17 protein-coding genes are annotated in these 17242 nt (G+C 71.2%); 12 read left to right on the top strand and 5 right to left on the bottom strand.

Annotated elements, in window-relative coordinates; translation table 11 throughout:
- Positions 1–97 precede the first annotated feature (97 nt).
- The 3 genes from RIC11_RS15375 to RIC11_RS15365 are packed head-to-tail and all read right to left on the bottom strand — an operon-like array spanning position 98 to position 3071.
- The gene (locus RIC11_RS15375; protein ID WP_350212849.1) at positions 98–1723 is read right to left on the bottom strand and encodes a SulP family inorganic anion transporter; all 1626 of its coding nucleotides are present in this window, start codon (positions 1721–1723) and stop codon (positions 98–100) included.
- Between the two features lie 29 nt (positions 1724–1752).
- Positions 1753–2355 carry an NUDIX hydrolase gene (locus RIC11_RS15370; protein WP_350212847.1) on the bottom strand — a complete coding sequence of 201 codons (603 nt, stop codon included), beginning with the start codon at positions 2353–2355 and terminating at the stop codon, positions 1753–1755.
- The gene (locus RIC11_RS15365; RefSeq protein WP_350212846.1) at positions 2352–3071 is read right to left on the bottom strand and encodes a lipoate--protein ligase family protein; all 720 of its coding nucleotides are present in this window, start codon (positions 3069–3071) and stop codon (positions 2352–2354) included. Before RIC11_RS15365 ends, RIC11_RS15370 begins: the two co-directional genes overlap by 4 nt.
- 293 nt (positions 3072–3364) lie before the next feature.
- Here RIC11_RS15365 and RIC11_RS15360 point away from each other — a divergent pair, with 293 nt between their 5' ends.
- The 3 genes from RIC11_RS15360 to RIC11_RS15350 all read left to right on the top strand — a co-directional run bounded on the left by RIC11_RS15360 (position 3365) and on the right by RIC11_RS15350 (position 7071).
- The gene (locus RIC11_RS15360) at positions 3365–4531 is read left to right on the top strand and encodes a hypothetical protein (protein WP_350212844.1); all 1167 of its coding nucleotides are present in this window, start codon (positions 3365–3367) and stop codon (positions 4529–4531) included.
- Between the two features lie 109 nt (positions 4532–4640).
- Positions 4641–5663 (top strand): MerR family transcriptional regulator, encoded by a 1023-nt coding sequence (locus tag RIC11_RS15355; RefSeq protein WP_350212842.1) that lies wholly within the window; start codon positions 4641–4643, stop codon positions 5661–5663.
- An 82-nt stretch (positions 5664–5745) separates the two neighbouring features.
- On the top strand, positions 5746–7071 hold the full coding sequence (locus RIC11_RS15350) for a hypothetical protein (protein ID WP_350212840.1): 1326 nt from the start codon (positions 5746–5748) through the stop codon (positions 7069–7071).
- Between the two features lie 180 nt (positions 7072–7251).
- Here the strand turns inward: RIC11_RS15350 and RIC11_RS15345 are convergent, their stop codons facing one another.
- Entirely contained in the window at positions 7252–7629 is a 378-nt protein-coding gene (locus tag RIC11_RS15345; protein WP_350212838.1) for a CoA-binding protein, read from the bottom strand.
- A 41-nt stretch (positions 7630–7670) separates the two neighbouring features.
- The gene (locus tag RIC11_RS15340; RefSeq protein WP_350212836.1) at positions 7671–8906 is read right to left on the bottom strand and encodes a HEAT repeat domain-containing protein; all 1236 of its coding nucleotides are present in this window, start codon (positions 8904–8906) and stop codon (positions 7671–7673) included.
- Between the two features lie 149 nt (positions 8907–9055).
- On the opposite strand from RIC11_RS15340, the gene RIC11_RS15335 reads away from it, so the two are divergent.
- The 9 genes from RIC11_RS15335 (at position 9056) to RIC11_RS15295 (ending at position 17240) form a co-directional block, all read left to right on the top strand.
- Positions 9056–10150, top strand: coding sequence for an endonuclease/exonuclease/phosphatase family protein (locus RIC11_RS15335; protein WP_350212834.1), 1095 nt, complete (start codon positions 9056–9058; stop codon positions 10148–10150).
- A gap of 225 nt (positions 10151–10375) precedes the next feature.
- Positions 10376–10954, top strand: a complete 579-nt coding sequence (locus RIC11_RS15330; RefSeq protein WP_350212832.1) for a hypothetical protein — start codon at positions 10376–10378, stop codon at positions 10952–10954.
- 2 nt (positions 10955–10956) lie between these two features.
- Positions 10957–12198 (top strand): S1 family peptidase, encoded by a 1242-nt coding sequence (locus RIC11_RS15325; protein ID WP_350212830.1) that lies wholly within the window; start codon positions 10957–10959, stop codon positions 12196–12198.
- Between the two features lie 41 nt (positions 12199–12239).
- Positions 12240–13088, top strand: a complete 849-nt coding sequence (locus RIC11_RS15320; protein ID WP_350212828.1) for a hypothetical protein — start codon at positions 12240–12242, stop codon at positions 13086–13088.
- Positions 13089–13210: 122 nt separating this feature from the next.
- Entirely contained in the window at positions 13211–13447 is a 237-nt protein-coding gene (locus RIC11_RS15315) for a hypothetical protein (RefSeq protein WP_350212826.1), read from the top strand.
- On the top strand, positions 13444–13992 hold the full coding sequence (locus RIC11_RS15310) for a ParB/RepB/Spo0J family partition protein (protein ID WP_350212824.1): 549 nt from the start codon (positions 13444–13446) through the stop codon (positions 13990–13992). The genes RIC11_RS15315 and RIC11_RS15310 overlap by 4 nt, the downstream gene beginning before the upstream one ends.
- A gap of 20 nt (positions 13993–14012) precedes the next feature.
- On the top strand, positions 14013–15140 hold the full coding sequence (locus RIC11_RS15305; protein ID WP_350212822.1) for a GNAT family N-acetyltransferase: 1128 nt from the start codon (positions 14013–14015) through the stop codon (positions 15138–15140).
- 37 nt (positions 15141–15177) lie between these two features.
- The gene (locus RIC11_RS15300; RefSeq protein WP_350212820.1) at positions 15178–15642 is read left to right on the top strand and encodes a hypothetical protein; all 465 of its coding nucleotides are present in this window, start codon (positions 15178–15180) and stop codon (positions 15640–15642) included.
- Positions 15639–17240, top strand: coding sequence for a phage terminase large subunit family protein (locus RIC11_RS15295; protein ID WP_350212819.1), 1602 nt, complete (start codon positions 15639–15641; stop codon positions 17238–17240). Before RIC11_RS15300 ends, RIC11_RS15295 begins: the two co-directional genes overlap by 4 nt.
- Positions 17241–17242 lie beyond the last annotated feature (2 nt).

Genomic DNA, 17242 nt, shown 5'->3' with positions numbered 1-17242 from the left:
AGTGGCTTGGTGGGCTTGCGTCGTCGAGCGGCGCTAGTCGTCGCTGAAAGGATCGGCTCCCAATTCGATCGCCTCCCTGCCGACTAGCGCCTAGCGCCTAACGACTAGCGCCGCCTACGGTTGCGCCCGCCGATTCGGAGTTGTTCTTGAGGTTCTTGCCCGCGTCGCGGAACGTGGCGGTCAGGTCGTCCCAGTCGATGACGAGCTTGCCGCCGGTGGCCTCGTGTTGCTTCTCCCAGTTGATGAACTGTTCGAGGCACGAGTGGTCGACGTAGGTGACGTTCTGGAGCGACACGTGCAGCTCGGTGTTCGGGGACACGCGGTCCAGCGCCTCGGTGAGTTTGGGCAAAGCGAGGAACGTCGCGGCGCCGCGGAGGTGCAGGTCGGTGCGTCCGGCTTCGGGGACCTCGACCAGGTCGACGTCGAGCCGGGCGAACGTGTAGAGCAGCCGCGCGGCGGTGCAGGCCACGCCGACGAGCACGCCGGTCAGCAGGTCGACGCCGACCACCAGCGCGAGCGTGATCAGGCAGATGATCCCGTCGGGGCGGCTCACGCTCCACAGGCGGTACACGCCCTTGGGGTTGATGAGCTTCCACCCGGTGTAGACCAGCACGGCCGCGAGGCTCGCGCGGGGGATGTAGTTCAGCACCCACGGCAACGCGGCGACGAACATCAGCAGCCAGAGGCCGTGCAGCCACGCGGACAGACGGGTCTGGCCGCCGGCCTGCACGTTGGCCGAGCTGCGGACGATGACACCCGTCATCGGCAGCGCGCCGACCAACCCGCAGAGCGAGTTCCCGACGCCTTGCGCGAGCAGTTCTTTGTCGTACTTGGTGCGGACCTTGGACTGCATCTGGTCGACCGCGGCGCAGCAGAGCATCGTTTCGGCGCTGGCCACCAGGGCGATCTCGATCGCCGCGACGAGGACCGCCCCCCACGCGAGTCCGGCCACGGGCCAGGCCGTGGGGAGGACGACGTCGTCCAGCAGGTTGTCCGGCACGATCACGTGCGTGATGGTGTCTTCCCATCCCATGATGCGGGTCACGCCCGCCGCGAGCGTCACGGCGATGACCGCGCCGGGCACGATCCGCAGGCTCTTGATCGGGAGGAAATTCCACAGCACCAGGACGATGATCGTGCCCACGCCGAGCGCGGCCGACACGTGGTGCGGCGACCCGTCGAGCGGCACGAGGCCGAGCTCGAGCGACTTGGGGATCGACAGCAGGTTGGCGATCCCCTTCGGGTAGCCCGCGTCGAGCCAGGGGACGGCCGCGTCGTGGTCGTCGACCATCGCGTGGAACTCGCTGGCGAGGATCAACACGCCGATCCCGCTGAGCATTCCTTGGATGACCGCGGGCGAGACCGCGCGGAAGTAGTTGCCGAACTTGAGCAACGCCGCCCCGACCTGGATCAGCCCGGCGCCGAGCACCACAACGCCCAGCGCGAGCGGGCCGAGTTCTTCGATCACCTGCGCGACGAGCACGAACAGCCCCGCGGCCGGCCCGCTCACCTGCAGCGGCGAGCCGGAGATCAGCGCGACCAGCAAGCCGCCGATGATGCCGGTGATCAGCCCCTGCGCGGGCTCCGCGCCGGACGCCTCGGCGATGCCGATGCACAGCGGAAGCGCGACGAGGAAAACGATGATCGAGGCCGGCAGGTCCGACTTGATGGCCTGGCCCCAACCGAGTCGTTCGCTGTCGTTGCCGACAGGGACTGACGCCATGCTTCGCTCTCTTTGCGTAAGTTGGTTCGCTAATGCAAGGCCCGCTCGGCTCGCCCCGCCAAGCGCCGCTCGGCCTTCTCTAGCAGGCGGAGCACGCTGGTCTCTGCGGTGAGCCTACGCACCTCGTCGGCCGTGCACCAACGCAACTCGTTGGATTCGCGGTTCTGGCGGAGCGTGTCGGCGCCCGAAGCACGAACCAGGAATCGTATGTCGTGGTGCTCGTGCGCCGGTTCGACGGCGCCGGTCCTCTTGTCGCTTCGGGCGGGGATGGTGTGGACGTCGATGTCGAGCGGCAGGAAACCCGCGCCGTCGGCGACCAGCTCCAGGCCCTCCAGGCCGGTCTCTTCGGCCGCTTCGCGGAGGGCGACTCGGGCGAGGGCCCAGTCGCCGTCGGCGTGGCCGCCGGGCTGCAGCCACTTGCGGAGTTTCGCGTGGAGCATGAGCAGGTGCCGCTGGCCGTCGCGCGAGACGACCCAGGCCGAACCGGTCAGGTGGCCGGGCTCGCAGGTCCTCGAAGCGCAGTCGGCGCGGTCGTCGATGAGGCGAACTATCCGCTCGGCGACAGACAGTTCGTGGGGATGCCGTGTAGTGTAGCGTAGCAGGTCGGCGCGTAGCTGTTCTCGGGGGCTCACCTAGACTCGTTCCATTCGGGCTTCGCGTACCGGTCCCGCACCAGCCGTGACGTGACCCGCAGCAGCGTCTCGTTCGGCGCGGCGTGTTCGGCGCGCCACTGGTCGATCAGCGCGGCCTTGATCTGCGCGGCGCTCGCCCGCAGGTTGCCGACGAACTCTTCGTGGCTGCGGCGGCGGCGGTATTCGGGCTGCCGCGGCGCGGCGCCGAGCAGGCGCCCCACGAGCGGCAGGTCGAAATCATAGAGCAGCGTGCCGTGGTACAGCAGCCGCGACTGGGTGCGCCGCATGCTGTTGCCGGACACCTTCCGCGCGGCGCCGCCGCGGCGGACCGCCAGGTCGCTCGTGCCCATCGGCGCGACGGTGGGTTCGAGGCGGCGCAGCGCGCCGGCGACTCGGCCGAGCACGTGCTCGTGCGCGCGGGTGAGGTCGGCCAGGTGCGGCAGCTCGGCGAGGTCCAGCACGACCGCGTACATCAGGCAACCCGGCCCGGTGAGGATCGTCGCGCCGCCGCTGACGCGTCGGTACACGCCTGCCCCCTGCTCGCGGCAAGCGGGCAGGTTGACTTCTTCTTCCCGGCGCGACGAGCGGCCCAGCACGACGAACACCGTGGGCGACTCCCACAGCCGCAGCGTCGGCGGCGCCCCGTCGACGAGCAGCGCCTCGTCCAGCGCGAGGTTCTCTTCGGGGGTCGGCAGAGTGAGGTCGAGCAGTCGCAAGCGGCGTCTCTTGAAGGTGGGTCGGCGGCGTGTGGCGGGAGGGTTGTAGCGGTTGCAGCGACCGGCGGGCGCCCGCCCCCGAGTGTCGAGTGCATGCGGCGGGGGGTTCCTAGATTGCCCCAGCGGCGCAACCGCACAGCGGCATTAGGAAAAGCGGCTCGCGCGCGGTCGTGAGGCTCGATTTCGATTTGCCGGCCACCGGTTTCTGCCGCACACTCACTTAGCGGAACGAACGGCGCCGCGCGCCGCCCACCCAAACCAAACGATACTCTATCCAACCCGACGGCTCCCCGATGAAGGCGTTGCGAGCAGCCCTAGCTACGGTCCTTTGCGTCGCTCCGGCATCGACCGGCGCGCAGGGCGGCGCCGCGTGCGACGCGTGCGCGACGGCCTGTGTCGTCGAGTGCCGCACCGTGTACGAGGAGCGGCAAGCGACCTGCTACCGCCCGGTCACCGAGACCGTGTACGAAGAGCGGCAGGTGACGCGCCAGGTGCCGGTCTACGAGACCGAGGTCCGGGAGCGTCGGTACAAGGTGCTCAAGCCGGTCCGCGAGACGAGCGTGCGCGAAGAGCGTTACTGCGTGCAGCGGCCCGTGTACGAGACGCGCTACCGCGACTGCAGCTACGATCGTGTGCGGAACGTGGTGGAGACCTCCTACCGCGACGAGTGCTACACCGTGCAGCGGCCCGTGTACGAGACGCGCGAGCGTGTCGAGCGGTACCTGGTGCAACGCCCGGTGTGCGACACGGTGATGCAGCCGCGCACGCGGACGGTCATGCGGCCCGTGACGACCTTCCAGACGCAGGTCGTCGACCAGGGGGCGTTCGTCGACCAGGTGGTCACCACGCCCGGCTCGAAGTCGTGGCCGCACCTGCGTTGGCTGCCCGCGCAGCAGACGGTCAACCCGCAGACGGGGCTCGTGCAGACGGTCCGCCCGGGCCTGTCGTGGGTGACCAACGAGCGCCCCCCCACGCACCAGGTCCAGCGGGTCTTCCGGCCGAACCCGGTGGCGGTGCAGACGCCGGTCGTCAGCTACGTGCCGCAGCAGGTGACCGACTCGGTGCCGGTGCAGGTCACGCGGATGGTGACCGAGGAGCGCGAGCGGCGCGTTCCCGTTCAGGTGTGCCGGATGGTCGCCGAGCAGCGCACCCGCAAGGTCCCCGTGCAGACGTGCCGCCAGGTGGTGGAGCGGGTGGAGCGGAAGGTCCCGGTCCGCGTTTGCCGGATGGTCACGGAGCAGCGCGTGCGGCAGGTGCCGGTGACCACGTGCCGCATGGTGTCCGAGGAGCGTGTCGAACCGGTGGAGGTCCGCGTGTGCCGCTTGGTCGACCAGACCGAGACGGTCCGCGTCCCCAAGACGGTCACGCGCATGGAGCCGGTCACCTACACGTACCGCGTGCCGCGGACGGTGATGGTGCAACGCCCCGTCGAGGCGCCCGCCTGCGACGTTTGCGGCTAGTCGGCGCCGCGGCGGTTGACGTGGCGTAGCGGGAACGGATGATGGCGTTCCACAGCCCGGCGGACCGTGCCGCTCTGCGGCGCCCGCCCCGCTTCTTGGCTCCCGCGCCGTGCCGATCAACGCCCCGCCGCCTACCGAGAACGCCCCGCCGCTGGCCGCGCGACGCGTGCACCTGGTCGGGCGGTTCGGCGCCGCGTCGCGGCGTGCGGTCGAAGCGGCCGTCCGGCGCAGCGGCGCCACGCTCGACGCGCTCACGCCCGACCTCGTCGTGATCGGCGAGAACGCGGGGCCCGACGCGAGAACGCTGGGCGCACGGGTCGCACCCGGCGTGGAGGTGATCGACGAGAGCGAGCTCTGGCGTCGGCTGGGGTTGCTCGACACGCCCGACCACTGCGCGGCGCCGCGCGGCGTGCTGCACACGCCGTCGATGCTGGCCGAACTGGTCGGCGCCCCGATCCAGGCCATCAAGCGTTGGCGGCGACGCGGGCTGCTGCGCCCCCGGCTGACGGTGAACCGGCTCGACTTCTTCGACTTCGACGAGGCCCGAGCCGCCAAGACCCTCGCCCGGTTGCTCGACTCGGGGCTGTCGCTGCCCGACATCGAGAAGCAGGCGGAGCGCCTCGCCGCGCGGCACCCGCACGTCGACCGCCCCCTCGTGTCGCTGCCGGTCAGCGTCGACCACGGCGTGGTGGTGGTCGACCCGACGCGCCCGACGGAGGCCAGCGGCCAGCGGCGGCTGCTCTTCGAGCCGGCCGGCGCGGAGCAGGGCGAAGAGCCGGCCGTGCTGGAGTGGCGCGAGCGCGCCCCCTCGGCGCCGGCCACGCTCCGCGAGCGCGCCTGGCGCTGCTTCGACGACGGCGACCTCGGCCGAGCGATCGCGTTGTGGCGGTCGGCGTTGGCCGAGAGCCCCCCGTCGGCCGACGACCACTTCGTGCTCGCGGAGTGGTTGCAGATGGCCGGCCAAGCCGAAGCGGCGCGCGAGCGTCTGCACGCGGCCTTGGAGCTCGACGACGAGCACCCCGAGGCGCGGCTGGCCCTCGCCGAAGCCGATGGCGGCCCGGCCGCCGGCGCGCCGAACGGGCCGCCAAGGGTGGCTCCCGCGTCGTGCCCGCCCGGGGGCGAACCGTCGTGACCGCTTGCTCGGCTCCCGCGTTCACGTATCGTTCAGTATCCCAGCCGGCCCCGCTTCGCACCGCAGTAGGCGGCACGCCACGATGAGCGAACTCTTGTTCCAGTACGAGCGGGTCAACCCCACGTCGTGGGCGTACCTGTCGTCGTTGCTGACGATCGCGTTGTTCTTCAAGTTCAACCGTCTGTTCTGCTTCCGCAACCTCGACCTGGTGCTGCTGATCCTGCTCGCGCCGGGCCTGTTGTGCATCGAGCAGTCGCTGCGTCGGCAGGTGGGCGAGTCGGTCGCGTTGATCGGCTACGTGTGGCTGCTGGCGGTCAGCCTGCTGCTGCTGGTGAGGATGCTGTACGACACTTCGATGGTGCGTCGGCCGCTGCTCGAGGCGAACCTGTCGCCGGGGGGGCTCAGCTTCTTGACGGCGTCGCTGCTCGCGTTCTTGACCGCCAACGTGCTGACCGGCCGGCCGGACGAGTCCGACCTAAAGGCGGTGCAGCGGGCGAAGCACCTGGCGAACCGCGAGGCCTCGGAGGTCGAACAAAACACGCTCGACACCCACGGGCCGGGCTTCTCGCTGCTGCTCACGCTGCCCCACGTTTCTACCAGGGCGTTGGTGGCCGACCGCGGCGAGGTCTCCGACGCGCTGCGCGACGACACGCGACGCAACGTGGTCACCGCGCAGGTGATGGCGATCGTGTGCCAGTTGGCGGTCGTGGCCGGCCTGCTGCTAATAGCGCAGCGCCACTTCGGCAACCTGCACCTGGGCCTGGCGGCGGCCACCCTCTACCTGTTGATGCCCTACACCGCGTTGTGGACCGGCAACGTCACCCACGCGTTGCCGGCGGCGCTGTTGGTTTGGGCGGTGTACTTCTACCGCAGCCCCGCCCTGTCGGGGCTGCTGATCGGTCTGGCGTGCGGCGCCATCTACTACCCGTTCGCGTTGCTCCCCTTGTGGGGCTCGTTCTACTGGGGCCGAGGCTTCTGGCGGTTCGCGGGCGGGGTCGCGGCGACCCTGGCGGTGCTCGTCGCTACGCTCGTGTTCACGTCGACCGACGCCGCGATGTTCTTCGCGCGGCTGCAGCAGATGTTCGGCGTGCGGCTGCCGCCGATGATTGGCCTGAGCGGCGTGTGGGCCTATTGGAACGGCTGGTACCGTCTGCCGATCATGCTCGCCTTCCTCGGTCTGTCCGGCAGCTTCGCGTTGTGGCCCTCGCAGAAGAACCTGGCGACCCTGCTCAGCGGCACCGCCGCGTTGATGCTGGGCGTGCAGTTCTGGCACGCGCACAGCGGAGGCTTGGCGATCGGTTGGTACCTGCCGCTGGCGCTGCTGACGGTCTTCCGCCCGAACCTCGAAGACCGGGTGGCCGCGGCCGTGGTGCACCGCGGCATGTGGGACCGGGCCGCCGCCGCATGAACGGAGTGCGGCTCCGCCGAACGTGAACTAGCAGCCCGTTGATTTATCGCCGGGCTGCGCCGCCGCCGGGATGGCGGCCTCAAAACAGCGGCTGAAAGCCGGTGTTTTGCGAGCCGCGAGGAGCTCGCTCCGAGCCCGGCGAGGTCGACGAACGCCCGGGCGGCGCTCTTCAACAGGCTGCTAGTCGTGGGCGCCACGCGAGCGGCAGTCGACCAGGCTGCACGCGACGATCGGGTTGAGGCCGCGCTGGCGAGCCAGCTCGACCAGCTCGTCGGACTCCGCCCCGGGGTTGAGCCAGAGCTCGCGGCAGCCCTTCTCGGCGATCGCGTCGATCAGCGTGAGGCCCACCTCGGGCGGCACGTACATGGTGACCCGGTCGAGCGGCCCGGCGGGGACCTCGCCGATGGCGCGGTAGACCCGGCGCCCTTCGGCCTCGCCGCCACGCGGGTTGACCGGGAAGACCTCGTAGCCGCACTCCGCGTGGGCGCGGACGCTCTGGGCGCTGAACTTGGCCGGGTTGCTGCTCGCGCCGATCACGGCGACCGTCGGTTTGGCCATCGTGGTGCTCCGTCGCTCGGATAAGTAGGAACGCGTCGCCGCTAGGGGTCGCGGCGGAGGTCGACATCTTCGGCGACCTGCTGGCTCGCCAGCCACTCCCGCCAGCGGCCCTTGTCGTAAGAAAAATTCACCCCCGTCGCCTGGACCAACGCCGCGTGGACCGCCGGGTTGCGGAGGTCGGCGCGGATGACCTTCGGCCCACCGCCGACGTTGAACACGCCGCTGGCCGTGTTGATATCGAACTGCTGCCCGCCCGAATCGGGTCCCACGCGGCGCTGGTGGGTGGTGATCAGGGCGTCGATCAGCGGCTCGATCACCGCCGGCGACCGGAACGCGCCGAGCGCGGCGCCCGCTCGGTTGACCACCGCGTTGTCCTTCGACTTGAGCGCGGTGAGGAAGGGCCTCTCGATCCCGGGGCGGGGGTCGCTCGCGAGCCGCTCGATCGCCAGCGCGCGGACCTCGGGGTCGGCGTCGGCCAAGGCGGCGTCGACCAGCGCGCCGAGCGCCGCGGGCGTGCCGAGGTGGCCCAGCGTGTCCGCCAGCAGCCGGCGCACGATCGGGTCGGGCTCTTGGTTGAACAGGTCGGCCAAGGGCTGGGAAGCGGCCGGGTCGGATAGCTCGCGGAAGCGCTGCTCCGCGTCGCGCGCGGTCGCCGGGTCGGCGAGCCCTTCGCGCCAAGCGGCGAGACGGTCGCGCCACTCGAGCTGGAGCTGCTCGGCGGCGCGCTGCCGCTTGAGCAACTCGATCTCTTGAGCGGTGCGGTACTCCCCGTCCCAGCGGACGAGTCCCCGGTCGGCGAGCACCTGCTCCCGCGTGAGCCAGTCCCCGTCGACGTTCTGGTAGCCGAGGAACTGTCTCGCTTCGGCGTGGCTCGGGTCGAGCTCGACCACCCGCGCGAGGTGGCGCCGGGACTCGCCCGCAAGCCCCTGGTCGCGACACCACATCGCGTGCGCGTATTGCGACTCGACGTTGTCGGCCACGGTGGGCGTGCGGCGGCGGTACTCGGCCTCGGCCGGCGACTCCGGGTCGATCCGGGCGACCCGGCTGCGCTGCAGCTTGATGGCGCCGTACTGCGTCTCGACGACGACGCGGCGGCGATCCGCCGCATCGGCAGCGACCTCGCCGTGCAAGCGGCCGCCCGTGTCGAGTTCGACCGTGTCGGCGTGGGTTGCCGGGCCCCCCAGCATCGCGATGGCCCCCAGCAGCAACGGACCGCCGGCCCAGCCGCGCCGTAGGGCGCGGGGCGGCGACGGCGGTGCTAGCAGCGGTGGCGCCACGAAAAGCCGCTCTTGACTCGCATAGGTAAATTCTCGACGCGCCGTTAATCTTACCCCGCCTCGGCAGGCTCGGCAGCGATTTGCGCCCGGCAGACGCGTCCGATGAGCCGATGTGTAGGGAAACTGCGGACCGCCCAAGGAGGGGCAAGGTGCAGCGTCTGGTGCAATTGGTGGTGCTGCTGGCGATCGCCGGCGGCGGATGGTCGCTCCTGAGCGGCTGGGGGCCCGCGCAGTGGCGCGAGGCCGCCCAGCGCGTCGGCGCGGCGTTGCCGGAGGTTGCGCAAGGGGCGGGTCCGGCCCAATCGGCGCCCCCGCCGGCGGCCGGCGCGCCGCAGTTCGCGCCGCCTGAGCGGGGCTACTCGGCCCCCACGATCCGCGTCGCGACCTTCAACATCCGGGTGTTTGGCGACAAGAAGGCCGAGAACCCCAACGTGATGGACGCGATCGCCCGCGTCGTGAAGCGGTTCGACGTGGTCGCGATCCAAGAGATCCGCACGCAGGACGACAACTTCATCCCGCGGTTCTTGAGCCAGTACGTGAACGCCGGCGCGGCGCCCGGCGGGCCCGTGTACGACGCGCGGGTCAGCCCGCGGCTGGGGCGCACGACGTCGACCGAGCAGTACGCGTTCTTGTTCAACACGTCGACCATCGCGGTCCACCCGAACTTTTGCTCCGTCGTGCCGGACCCCGACGACCGGCTGCACCGCCCGCCGTACGCGGCGCTGTTCCGCACGAACATCCGCGCGCCGCACACGCCGTTCACGTTCACGCTGATCAACGTGCACGTGGACCCGGACCTCGTCGGCCAGGAGCTGGACGCGCTCTACGGGGTGTACAAGCAGGTCCAGCGTGCGCGGATCGCCGGCGACGCGACCGAGGACGACGTGATCCTGCTGGGCGACTTCAACACGCCGGTGCCCGCCGCTTCGCCGTACCGGCCGAACCCGTCGGCCCGTTCCCTCACCCCGAGCGACCTGGGCCTGCTGGCGCGGCTGCCGGGGTTGTCGCCGCTGGTGCGGCGGCAGGCGACCAACACGCGCGGAACGCGGCTGTACGACAACATCTTGATCTCGAGCCTGATGACCACCGAGTTTGTCGACCGCGGCGTGCTCGACCTGCAGCGCGACCTGGGCTACTCGCGGCCGCTCACGCTCGAGCAAGCCGAGATGATCAGCGACCACCTGCCGGTGTGGGGCGAGTTCAGCGCGATCGAAGGGCGGGCGTACCGCAGCGCCGCGCGGTGAGGCTCGGCCGGCGCTTTTGTGAAAGCGGCGAGAGTTGGCCACGCCCCGCGGTAGAATACCGCTCATCACACGGCGAGGCGTCCTCGTGAGCCGCCGCGGGCCAAGGCCCGCCTGAGCGGCGTCGCAAAGAGCCCGCCGCCGCGTTCTTGCTTGGCAAGCACGCGGCGGCGGGCTTTTTTCGTTTGCCCTCGCCGAACGATTGCCCTGCCCCAATCGGAGCACCGGATGACGGCGCCGCTACGCAAACTGGTGAGGCTCTCGTCGGTCGCCGACGAGCTGCGCGACGGCGACCTGCTGCTCTTCCGGCGGCGCGGGTTGATCTCGATCGCCGGCCGGGGGCTGCATTGCCACGCGGCCAAGGTCGCTTGGTGGGGCGACACGCCGTTCTGCGTGGAGGTGCGTGAGTGGCACGGCGGCCGCGCCGTCACGCTCGCTAGCCAAGTCGAGCGCCGCTCCGGCCGCATCGACCTGTTCCGCGTGAACCCCGCAGCCCGCTGGCCGGAGTACGACCGCGAAGCGTCGACACGCTACCTGCGCGAGCTCGCCGGTTGCGACTACGGGTACGCCGCGGTCCTGCGGGCGGCGCTGCTGCACCTGCCGCTGGTGCGGGCGTGGGTTCGCGCCGAAGTGGAGGACGACGCCGTGAGCCGGCGGCCGCCGTTCTGCAGCCAAGCCTGCGCGATGGCGGACCGCATCGCGGGCGGGGTGGACCCGACGCCGTATTTGGCCGATCGGCTGACCGAGCCGGCCGACCTCGCGCGGAGCCCCTTCTACGCGTACCAGTACACCTTCTTGGGAGAGTGACCATGCGAAACGCTCTCCGAGTGATCGCTTGCCTGTTGGCGGTCGCCGCGTGCGCGCCCTCCGCGGCCGCGCAGTGCGGGCCCGGCGGCTGCCTGCTGCCGCCGCCCTCGCGGCCGAGCGAGCCGGCCGAGCGTGCCACGCCGGCCGCGGTGCGAGGGGCGTTCGCCTCGGTTGTGCGTGTGGTCCATCGGTCGGCCGGAGGCGCCTCGCTCGGCTCGGGGGTGATCATCGGCGGCGGGCGGCGAACCGCGTACGTGCTGACTTGCGCCCACCTGTTCGACGGGCCAGGCGCGACGGAGGTCGTGCGCGGCTCGCGGCGGTACGCGGCGCGTGTCGCCGCGTTGGACAGGTCGCACGATCTGGCGCTGCTGAGCGTCGGCTCCTTGCCGGGGCCTGCCGCAGAGCCGAGCGACAGGGTCGGCGCGGGGCCGGTGACCGCTTGCGGGTTCGGGCCGTCGGGCGTGTTCCGGGCGGTGCGGGGGCGAGTCGTCGGCGCCGCGACAGCGACCGGCGCGTCGGCGCCGAGCATCCGGATCAACGGCGCGGTCCGATCTGGCGACAGCGGGGGCCCGGTGTTCAACGACCAAGGCCGAGTCGTGGCGGTCGTGTGGGGCCAGCGCGACGGCGAGACCTACGCCATGGGCGGGGCGCCGCTGCGGGGGCTGCTGGAGCGCCTTCCCCAAGCCGGCGCGCCAGCGCCGATCCCGCGGCGTCCTCCTGGATCGTCGCGTGACACTTCGCGCGTCGATCCTTCCCCCCAACAGCGACCCGCGCTCGGCTGGGACGCCGGCCCGCGCCGGGCGCCGCGCTCCGAGCCCGGACGCCCCACTCCGCCGGGCGGCGAGTGGGTCGCCGCCGATCCGCCGGGGACACCTCGAACGTGGCCCCTGGGAGGCGCTTGGACGCCCCGTGTGTGGGCGGTGCTCGCGGCGGCAAGTGGGCCCACGGCGATCGCCGCGTTGCTGGCGATCCGGCTCTGGCGAGAGACACGCGCCCGCTCCACGACCCGCTCCGCGACCGTGACGCGTGCAGCGGGCGAGCCTCGCCCGGTGGCGGTCGACAGCCCGCCGCCGCCGCAGCGGGTCGTGCCGCAAACGCACTACGTGTCGTACGAGAACGACCAGTTCGCGCTGGCCCACCAGTGGGCGAGCGAGCAATTGGCCCGGAAGTTTCCCGGGTCGGTCGAGTTGCTCACGAGTCTCGACTCGCTGATCCGGCAGAAGCTCAACGGCTCGGCCGGCTGAAACAGGTTTTCCCTTCCGCTCCCTTTCTTGATTGAAACGCCATGCCCCTAACAAACACCGACGCGGTCTTGTGGTACCGAGTAGGCGTGTTCGGCGACGCCGGCTACGCCGTGCCGAACTGGTCGAACGACGTCGGCAGCCTGAACCCACAAATCCTCGATTGGGTCGACCTGGTCGGTCGGAACCTGTTCCACCTGATGCACCACGAGGACGTGGACCTGCGGATCCCGCCGTCGATCAACACCTGCAAGCGGGTCCACAAGCTCTACCTGCGGGCGGCGAACATCCTGGCCGGCCGCGCGGTGGCGCCGGGCGAGGACAACATGGAGGCCCTGCACTCGCGCCCCGCCGGTGAGGTGTTCCGCGTCTACCCGGTCCCTTACTTCAAGGTCCGCAACCCGTTCATGCGGCGGTGGGCGGGGATGGTGCTGGTGTCGCTCGCCGAGGCGATGCAGCACACCGAGAACCGCAAGGAGATGGAGATCTCTACCGCGTTCGCCGGGCAGGTCGGCCAGTACCTGCGCCGCACGTACGTGAACATGGCGATCGAGCTGTTCGGCAAGGGCCGGGAGGAAGCGACCGCCGAGGGCTTCCTCCTGTCCGACGCCGATCTGGCCGCGTACGACCCGTCGCGGTTCTTCACGTCGACCGAGATGGTCGACACGGTGCCGCGGCTCGACCGGGTGTTCACCGAAGACCGGCTTGAGCTGCTCGCCGAGGGGATCCCCGTCACCGAACTCCCGGCCGACATCGGCCCCTGGCCTACGAACCTGTCGAGCTTCTACTCGGCCACGCGGCGCGACGGGGTGGTCGGCGCGGGGGCTTCGGGCGAGGGCCGGCCCGCCGCGGCGCCCGCGGGGCCGATCATCCCGCCGGCGCCGGGCCCGTGAGCCCGCTGGCCGTCCGGGGGGGGCGGCCAGCGACGGCGAGACCGCCGTCCGCCGCGCCGCCCCCCTGCGCGAGGCGAGGCCGGCCGGATGACCTTTCCTTCTGATTCTTCATTCGTGGCGAGATGGCGCCGACCAACAACAACCGCGTGCGGCTGGAGCGCCTGGACTGGCTCGGGATCGGCACTCTGGCGTTGACGATCGTTTCGTTGCTGGGGGCGACGTTGCTCGAGGTCCACGAGCTTGCGCGGACCAACCGGGAGCGGCTGGCCGCGGTCGACGCCGAGCTAGCGAGCTTGCACGGCAACGTCGCGCTGTTGCAGGACGATGTCCGCGAACTGGCCAGGAGGCAGCGACCGTGAAGGTGCGCGACCGGGTTAAACAGTTGCGGCGCGTCCGCGCGTCGGAGCTTGTGCCCCACCCGAAGAACTGGCGGAGCCACCCCCGGTTTCAGCAAGACGTGCTCCGCGACCTGCTCCGCGAGGTGGGCGTGGCCGACGCGTTGCTCGCACGCGAGCTGCCCGACGGCCGATTGCAGCTGGTGGACGGGCACCTCCGCGCGGCGCTCTCGCCGTCGGCCACCGTGCCGGTGCTCGTGCTCGACCTCGACGAGGCGGAGGCCGAGAAGGTGCTGCTCACGCACGACCCGCTCGCCGCGTTGGCCGTGGCCGACGAGGCGCGGCTGACCGAGCTGCTGGCGGGCGTCGAGACCCGGTCGGCGCCGATCCGCGAGCTGCTCGGCAAACTCGCCCGGGAGTCGGCGCCGGAGGCCCTCTTGCCGCCGCCGGAAGTGGCGATCGGAGCCAGCTACCAGGTGGTCGCCGACGTCGACGACGAGCCGCAGCAGCAAGCCCTCTACGAGCGCCTGAAGGCCGACGGCTACCGCTGCCGCGTGCTCACGCTTTGAACCCCGCCCCGCCGAGAACCATGCCGAAAGTCACCGCCCGAGTGGGGTGCCCCGTGCACGACTCGTTCCGCGTGCAGCAAGTGGCCGGGATGTTCGACCTGCCGCTCGCGGAGCGGGTGGAGCACACGTTCGATGCGGAGGTCCCGGACGCGAGCGAGCCGTGGTCGATCGGGCTGATCGTGGGCCCGTCCGGCTCCGGCAAGACGACGCTCGCCCGCGCGGCGTTCGCCGACGCGTACCACGAGCCGAGCGAGTGGCCGGCGGGTCGCGCGGTGGTCGACGGGTTCGGCGACACGCCGACCCGCGAGGTGACCGAGCTGTTCACAGCGGTCGGCTTCGGCTCGCCGCCGAGCTGGATCAAGCCCTACGCGGCGCTGAGCAACGGCGAGCGGTTCCGCTGCGACCTCGCGAGGTCGCTCGCCGGCGGGACAGCGGCCCTCGTCAAACAGACGCCCGGCGACCCCGCGAAGATCGTTGTGTTTGACGAGTTCACCAGCGTGGTCGACCGCACGGTGGCGAAGGTCGCGTCGGCGGCGATCGCCAAGGCGGTGCGGTCGGGGCGGCTCGGCCGCCGCTTTGTCGCTGTGAGCTGCCACTACGACATCGCCGAGTGGCTCGAGCCGGACTGGGTGCTCGACACGGCGACCGGCACGCTCACCCGGAGGCGCCTTCGGCGCTCCCCAATCGACATCAAGGTCCACCGCTGCCGACTGGCGGCTTGGCGGCTGTTTGCGCGTCATCACTATCTGAGCGGCTCGCTGGCGCCGCAGTCGTGCTGCTACGTGGCTGCTTGGGGCGGCGAGCCGGTCGCCTTCGCGGCGCTGCTGCCGGTGATTGGCAGGCGGGGGCGTCGGCGCTTCACTCGGATCGTGACGCTGCCCGACTACCAGGGCATGGGGATCGGCATGCGGACCGCCGAGGCGGTCGCTGATCTGCAGAGGCAGGTGGGCCGGCGGGTGAATGTCACCAGCAGCCACCCCGCGCTCATCGGACACTGCCGCCGGTCCGACCGGTGGCGGGCGATCGGCGTGAAGCGGAACGGCCAAGCCGCCAAGCGGGGCGCGTCGTTCGGAGCCTATCGCGACTCGGCAGGCCGCGCGGTCGTGTCGTTCGAGTACCTCGGCTCGGCCCCGCCCCACGACGCCTAGCACACCGCCCGACACCCAGAACCCGGAGCCGTCGCTCGTGACGCGCCTGAGCGAAGAACAAAAACGCGATGCGGCGCTCGTCGTCGCCGCGGGGTGCGGCCGGCAGACGGCCGCCGATTTCGTCGGCTGCACGATCGAGCAGATCCAACAGGCCGAGCTCACCCAGCCGGAATTCGCCCGAGAGCTGCGACGCGCCGAAGCGAGCTGTGAGATCGCGCACATGCGTTGCGTGCGACAAGCGAGCAACGAATCGAGGCAGTGGCGTTCCAGCGTGTGGTGGATGGAGACCGTGCGGCCCGAGCGGTACGGCAGGGGCCGGTCGGAGTCGCTGACCCGCGCGGCGGTGAACAACTTCCTTTCGGAGCTGGCGGAAGCGGTCGCCGAGGAGGTGCGCGGCGACTGCGACCGGGAGCGGCTGCTCCGCCGGCTCGAGCAGATGAGATGGCACACGGTCGCGGACGCCGACGCCGCGGCGGCCCAAGCGGCGGAGGGCCCGTCGTGAGTCGTTACGACCGACCGAATCAGCGCCTTGCGGCGGGTCTGTTGGCCGCGCTGCGCGGGGCGTTCGACGCCACGCCGGCGCGCCGCCCTCCCCCGCCGGGGCTGGGGCTGCTCGATTGGGCGCGGCGGCACTTGCCGCATCATTTCTCTAAGCCGCCCTCGGCGATGCACGTGTGGTTGGCCGACCGACTCGACACGATGCAAGGGGCCCGTGGGCTGAAGGTCAACGCCATCGGGCCACGGGGGGCGGCCAAGAGCACCATCGCCACGCTGGCTTACCCGCTGCGGTGCGCCGTCGAGGCGACCGAACCCTACGTGTGGATCGTGTCCGACACAAAGTCCCAAGCGCGGGCCCACTTGGAGAACCTGCGGGTCGAGCTGGTAGAGAACTCCGCGTTGGCCGACGCGTGGCCCGACGCGTGCGGCCGGGGGCCGCGGTGGCGGGAGGGGTCGATCGAGCTGCGGAACGGCGTGGTGATCGAAGCGTTCGGGGCCGGTCAGCGGCTCCGCGGCCGGCGCCGCGGCGCGAGTCGACCCACGCTGATCGTTTGCGACGACCTGCAGAACGAGCGGCACATCGCGTCGGCTGCGCTGCGCGAGGCTTCGGCCGAGTGGTTCCACAGCACGCTGCTGCCGGCCGGCACGCGGAGGACGAACGTCGTGAACGTCGCGACGGCGCTGCACCGCGAAGCGGTCGCCGTGAAGCTCACGCGCTCGCCGGGCTGGGCGTCGCGCACGTTCGCCGCGCTCGTGCGGTGGCCCGAGGCCGAGGGCCTGTGGGACGAATGGGCCGAGGTGCTCCGCTCCGCCGACCGGCCAGACCCGGCGGGGGACGCGCGGCGGTTCTACGAGGCCAATCGCGCGGCGATGGACCGCGGGGCGGCGGTGTTGTGGCCCGAGGAAGAGGACCTCTACACGCTGATGCGGCTGCGGATCGAGCTCGGCGAAGCGGCTTTCGAGCGTGAGAAGCAGTCCCAGCCGATCGACCCCACGCGCTGCGAGTGGCCCGAGAGCTACTTCGACGAGTCGGTTTGGTTCGACGACTGGCCGCGGGACCTCACGCTCCGCGTGATCGCGTTGGACCCGAGCAAGGGCGCCGACGCGCGGCACGGCGACTACTCGGCCTACGTGCTGCTGGGGGTGGATCGCTCCGGCTTGTTGCACGTCGAGGCGGACCTCGACCGCCGGCCCGTCGCGCGGATGGTCGCCGACGGCGTGCGGCTGTGCACGCGGTTCCGGCCGCACGCGTTCGGGGTCGAGTCGAACCAGTGGCAGCAGTTGCTGGCCGGTGAGTTCCTGGCGGAGTTCCAGCGCCAGGGCCTGCTCGGTGTCGCGCCGTGCGAGCTCACCAACTACAAGAACAAGCCGATGCGTGTGCGGCGTTTGGGCGCGTACCTGTCGCAGCGGCGGTTCCGCTTCCGCCGCGGGAGCGCGTCGACCGTGCTGCTTGTCGAACAACTCCGCGACTTTCCGCTGGCCGCCCACGACGACGGCCCCGACGCGCTGGAGATGGCGCTCCGCCTGGCGGAGGACGTGTGGCGGCGCCGCACCGAAGAGCCCTTGGTCGAAACAACCCCCGGTCCTCGATCCCCGGAGTGACA

The organism is Botrimarina sp., assembly GCF_040219535.1.
Lineage (GTDB): Bacteria > Planctomycetota > Planctomycetia > Pirellulales > Lacipirellulaceae > Botrimarina.
Note: the sequence above shows the minus strand (reverse complement) of the source record. Positions and strands in the feature narration are given on the sequence as shown.

Excerpts from the sequence above, each read along its gene's own strand:
- RIC11_RS15360 (WP_350212844.1), top strand. The coding sequence starts at position 3,365 with ATGAAGGCGTTGCGAGCAGCCCTAGCTACGGTCCTTTGCGTCGCTCCG.
- RIC11_RS15325 (WP_350212830.1), top strand. The coding sequence starts at position 10,957 with ATGCGAAACGCTCTCCGAGTGATCGCTTGCCTGTTGGCGGTCGCCGCG.
- RIC11_RS15320 (WP_350212828.1), top strand. The coding sequence starts at position 12,240 with ATGCCCCTAACAAACACCGACGCGGTCTTGTGGTACCGAGTAGGCGTG.
- RIC11_RS15330 (WP_350212832.1), top strand. The coding sequence starts at position 10,376 with ATGACGGCGCCGCTACGCAAACTGGTGAGGCTCTCGTCGGTCGCCGAC.
- RIC11_RS15345 (WP_350212838.1), bottom strand. The coding sequence starts at position 7,629 with ATGGCCAAACCGACGGTCGCCGTGATCGGCGCGAGCAGCAACCCGGCC.
- RIC11_RS15375 (WP_350212849.1), bottom strand. The coding sequence starts at position 1,723 with ATGGCGTCAGTCCCTGTCGGCAACGACAGCGAACGACTCGGTTGGGGC.
- RIC11_RS15315 (WP_350212826.1), top strand. The coding sequence starts at position 13,211 with ATGGCGCCGACCAACAACAACCGCGTGCGGCTGGAGCGCCTGGACTGG.
- RIC11_RS15350 (WP_350212840.1), top strand. The coding sequence starts at position 5,746 with ATGAGCGAACTCTTGTTCCAGTACGAGCGGGTCAACCCCACGTCGTGG.
- RIC11_RS15305 (WP_350212822.1), top strand. The coding sequence starts at position 14,013 with ATGCCGAAAGTCACCGCCCGAGTGGGGTGCCCCGTGCACGACTCGTTC.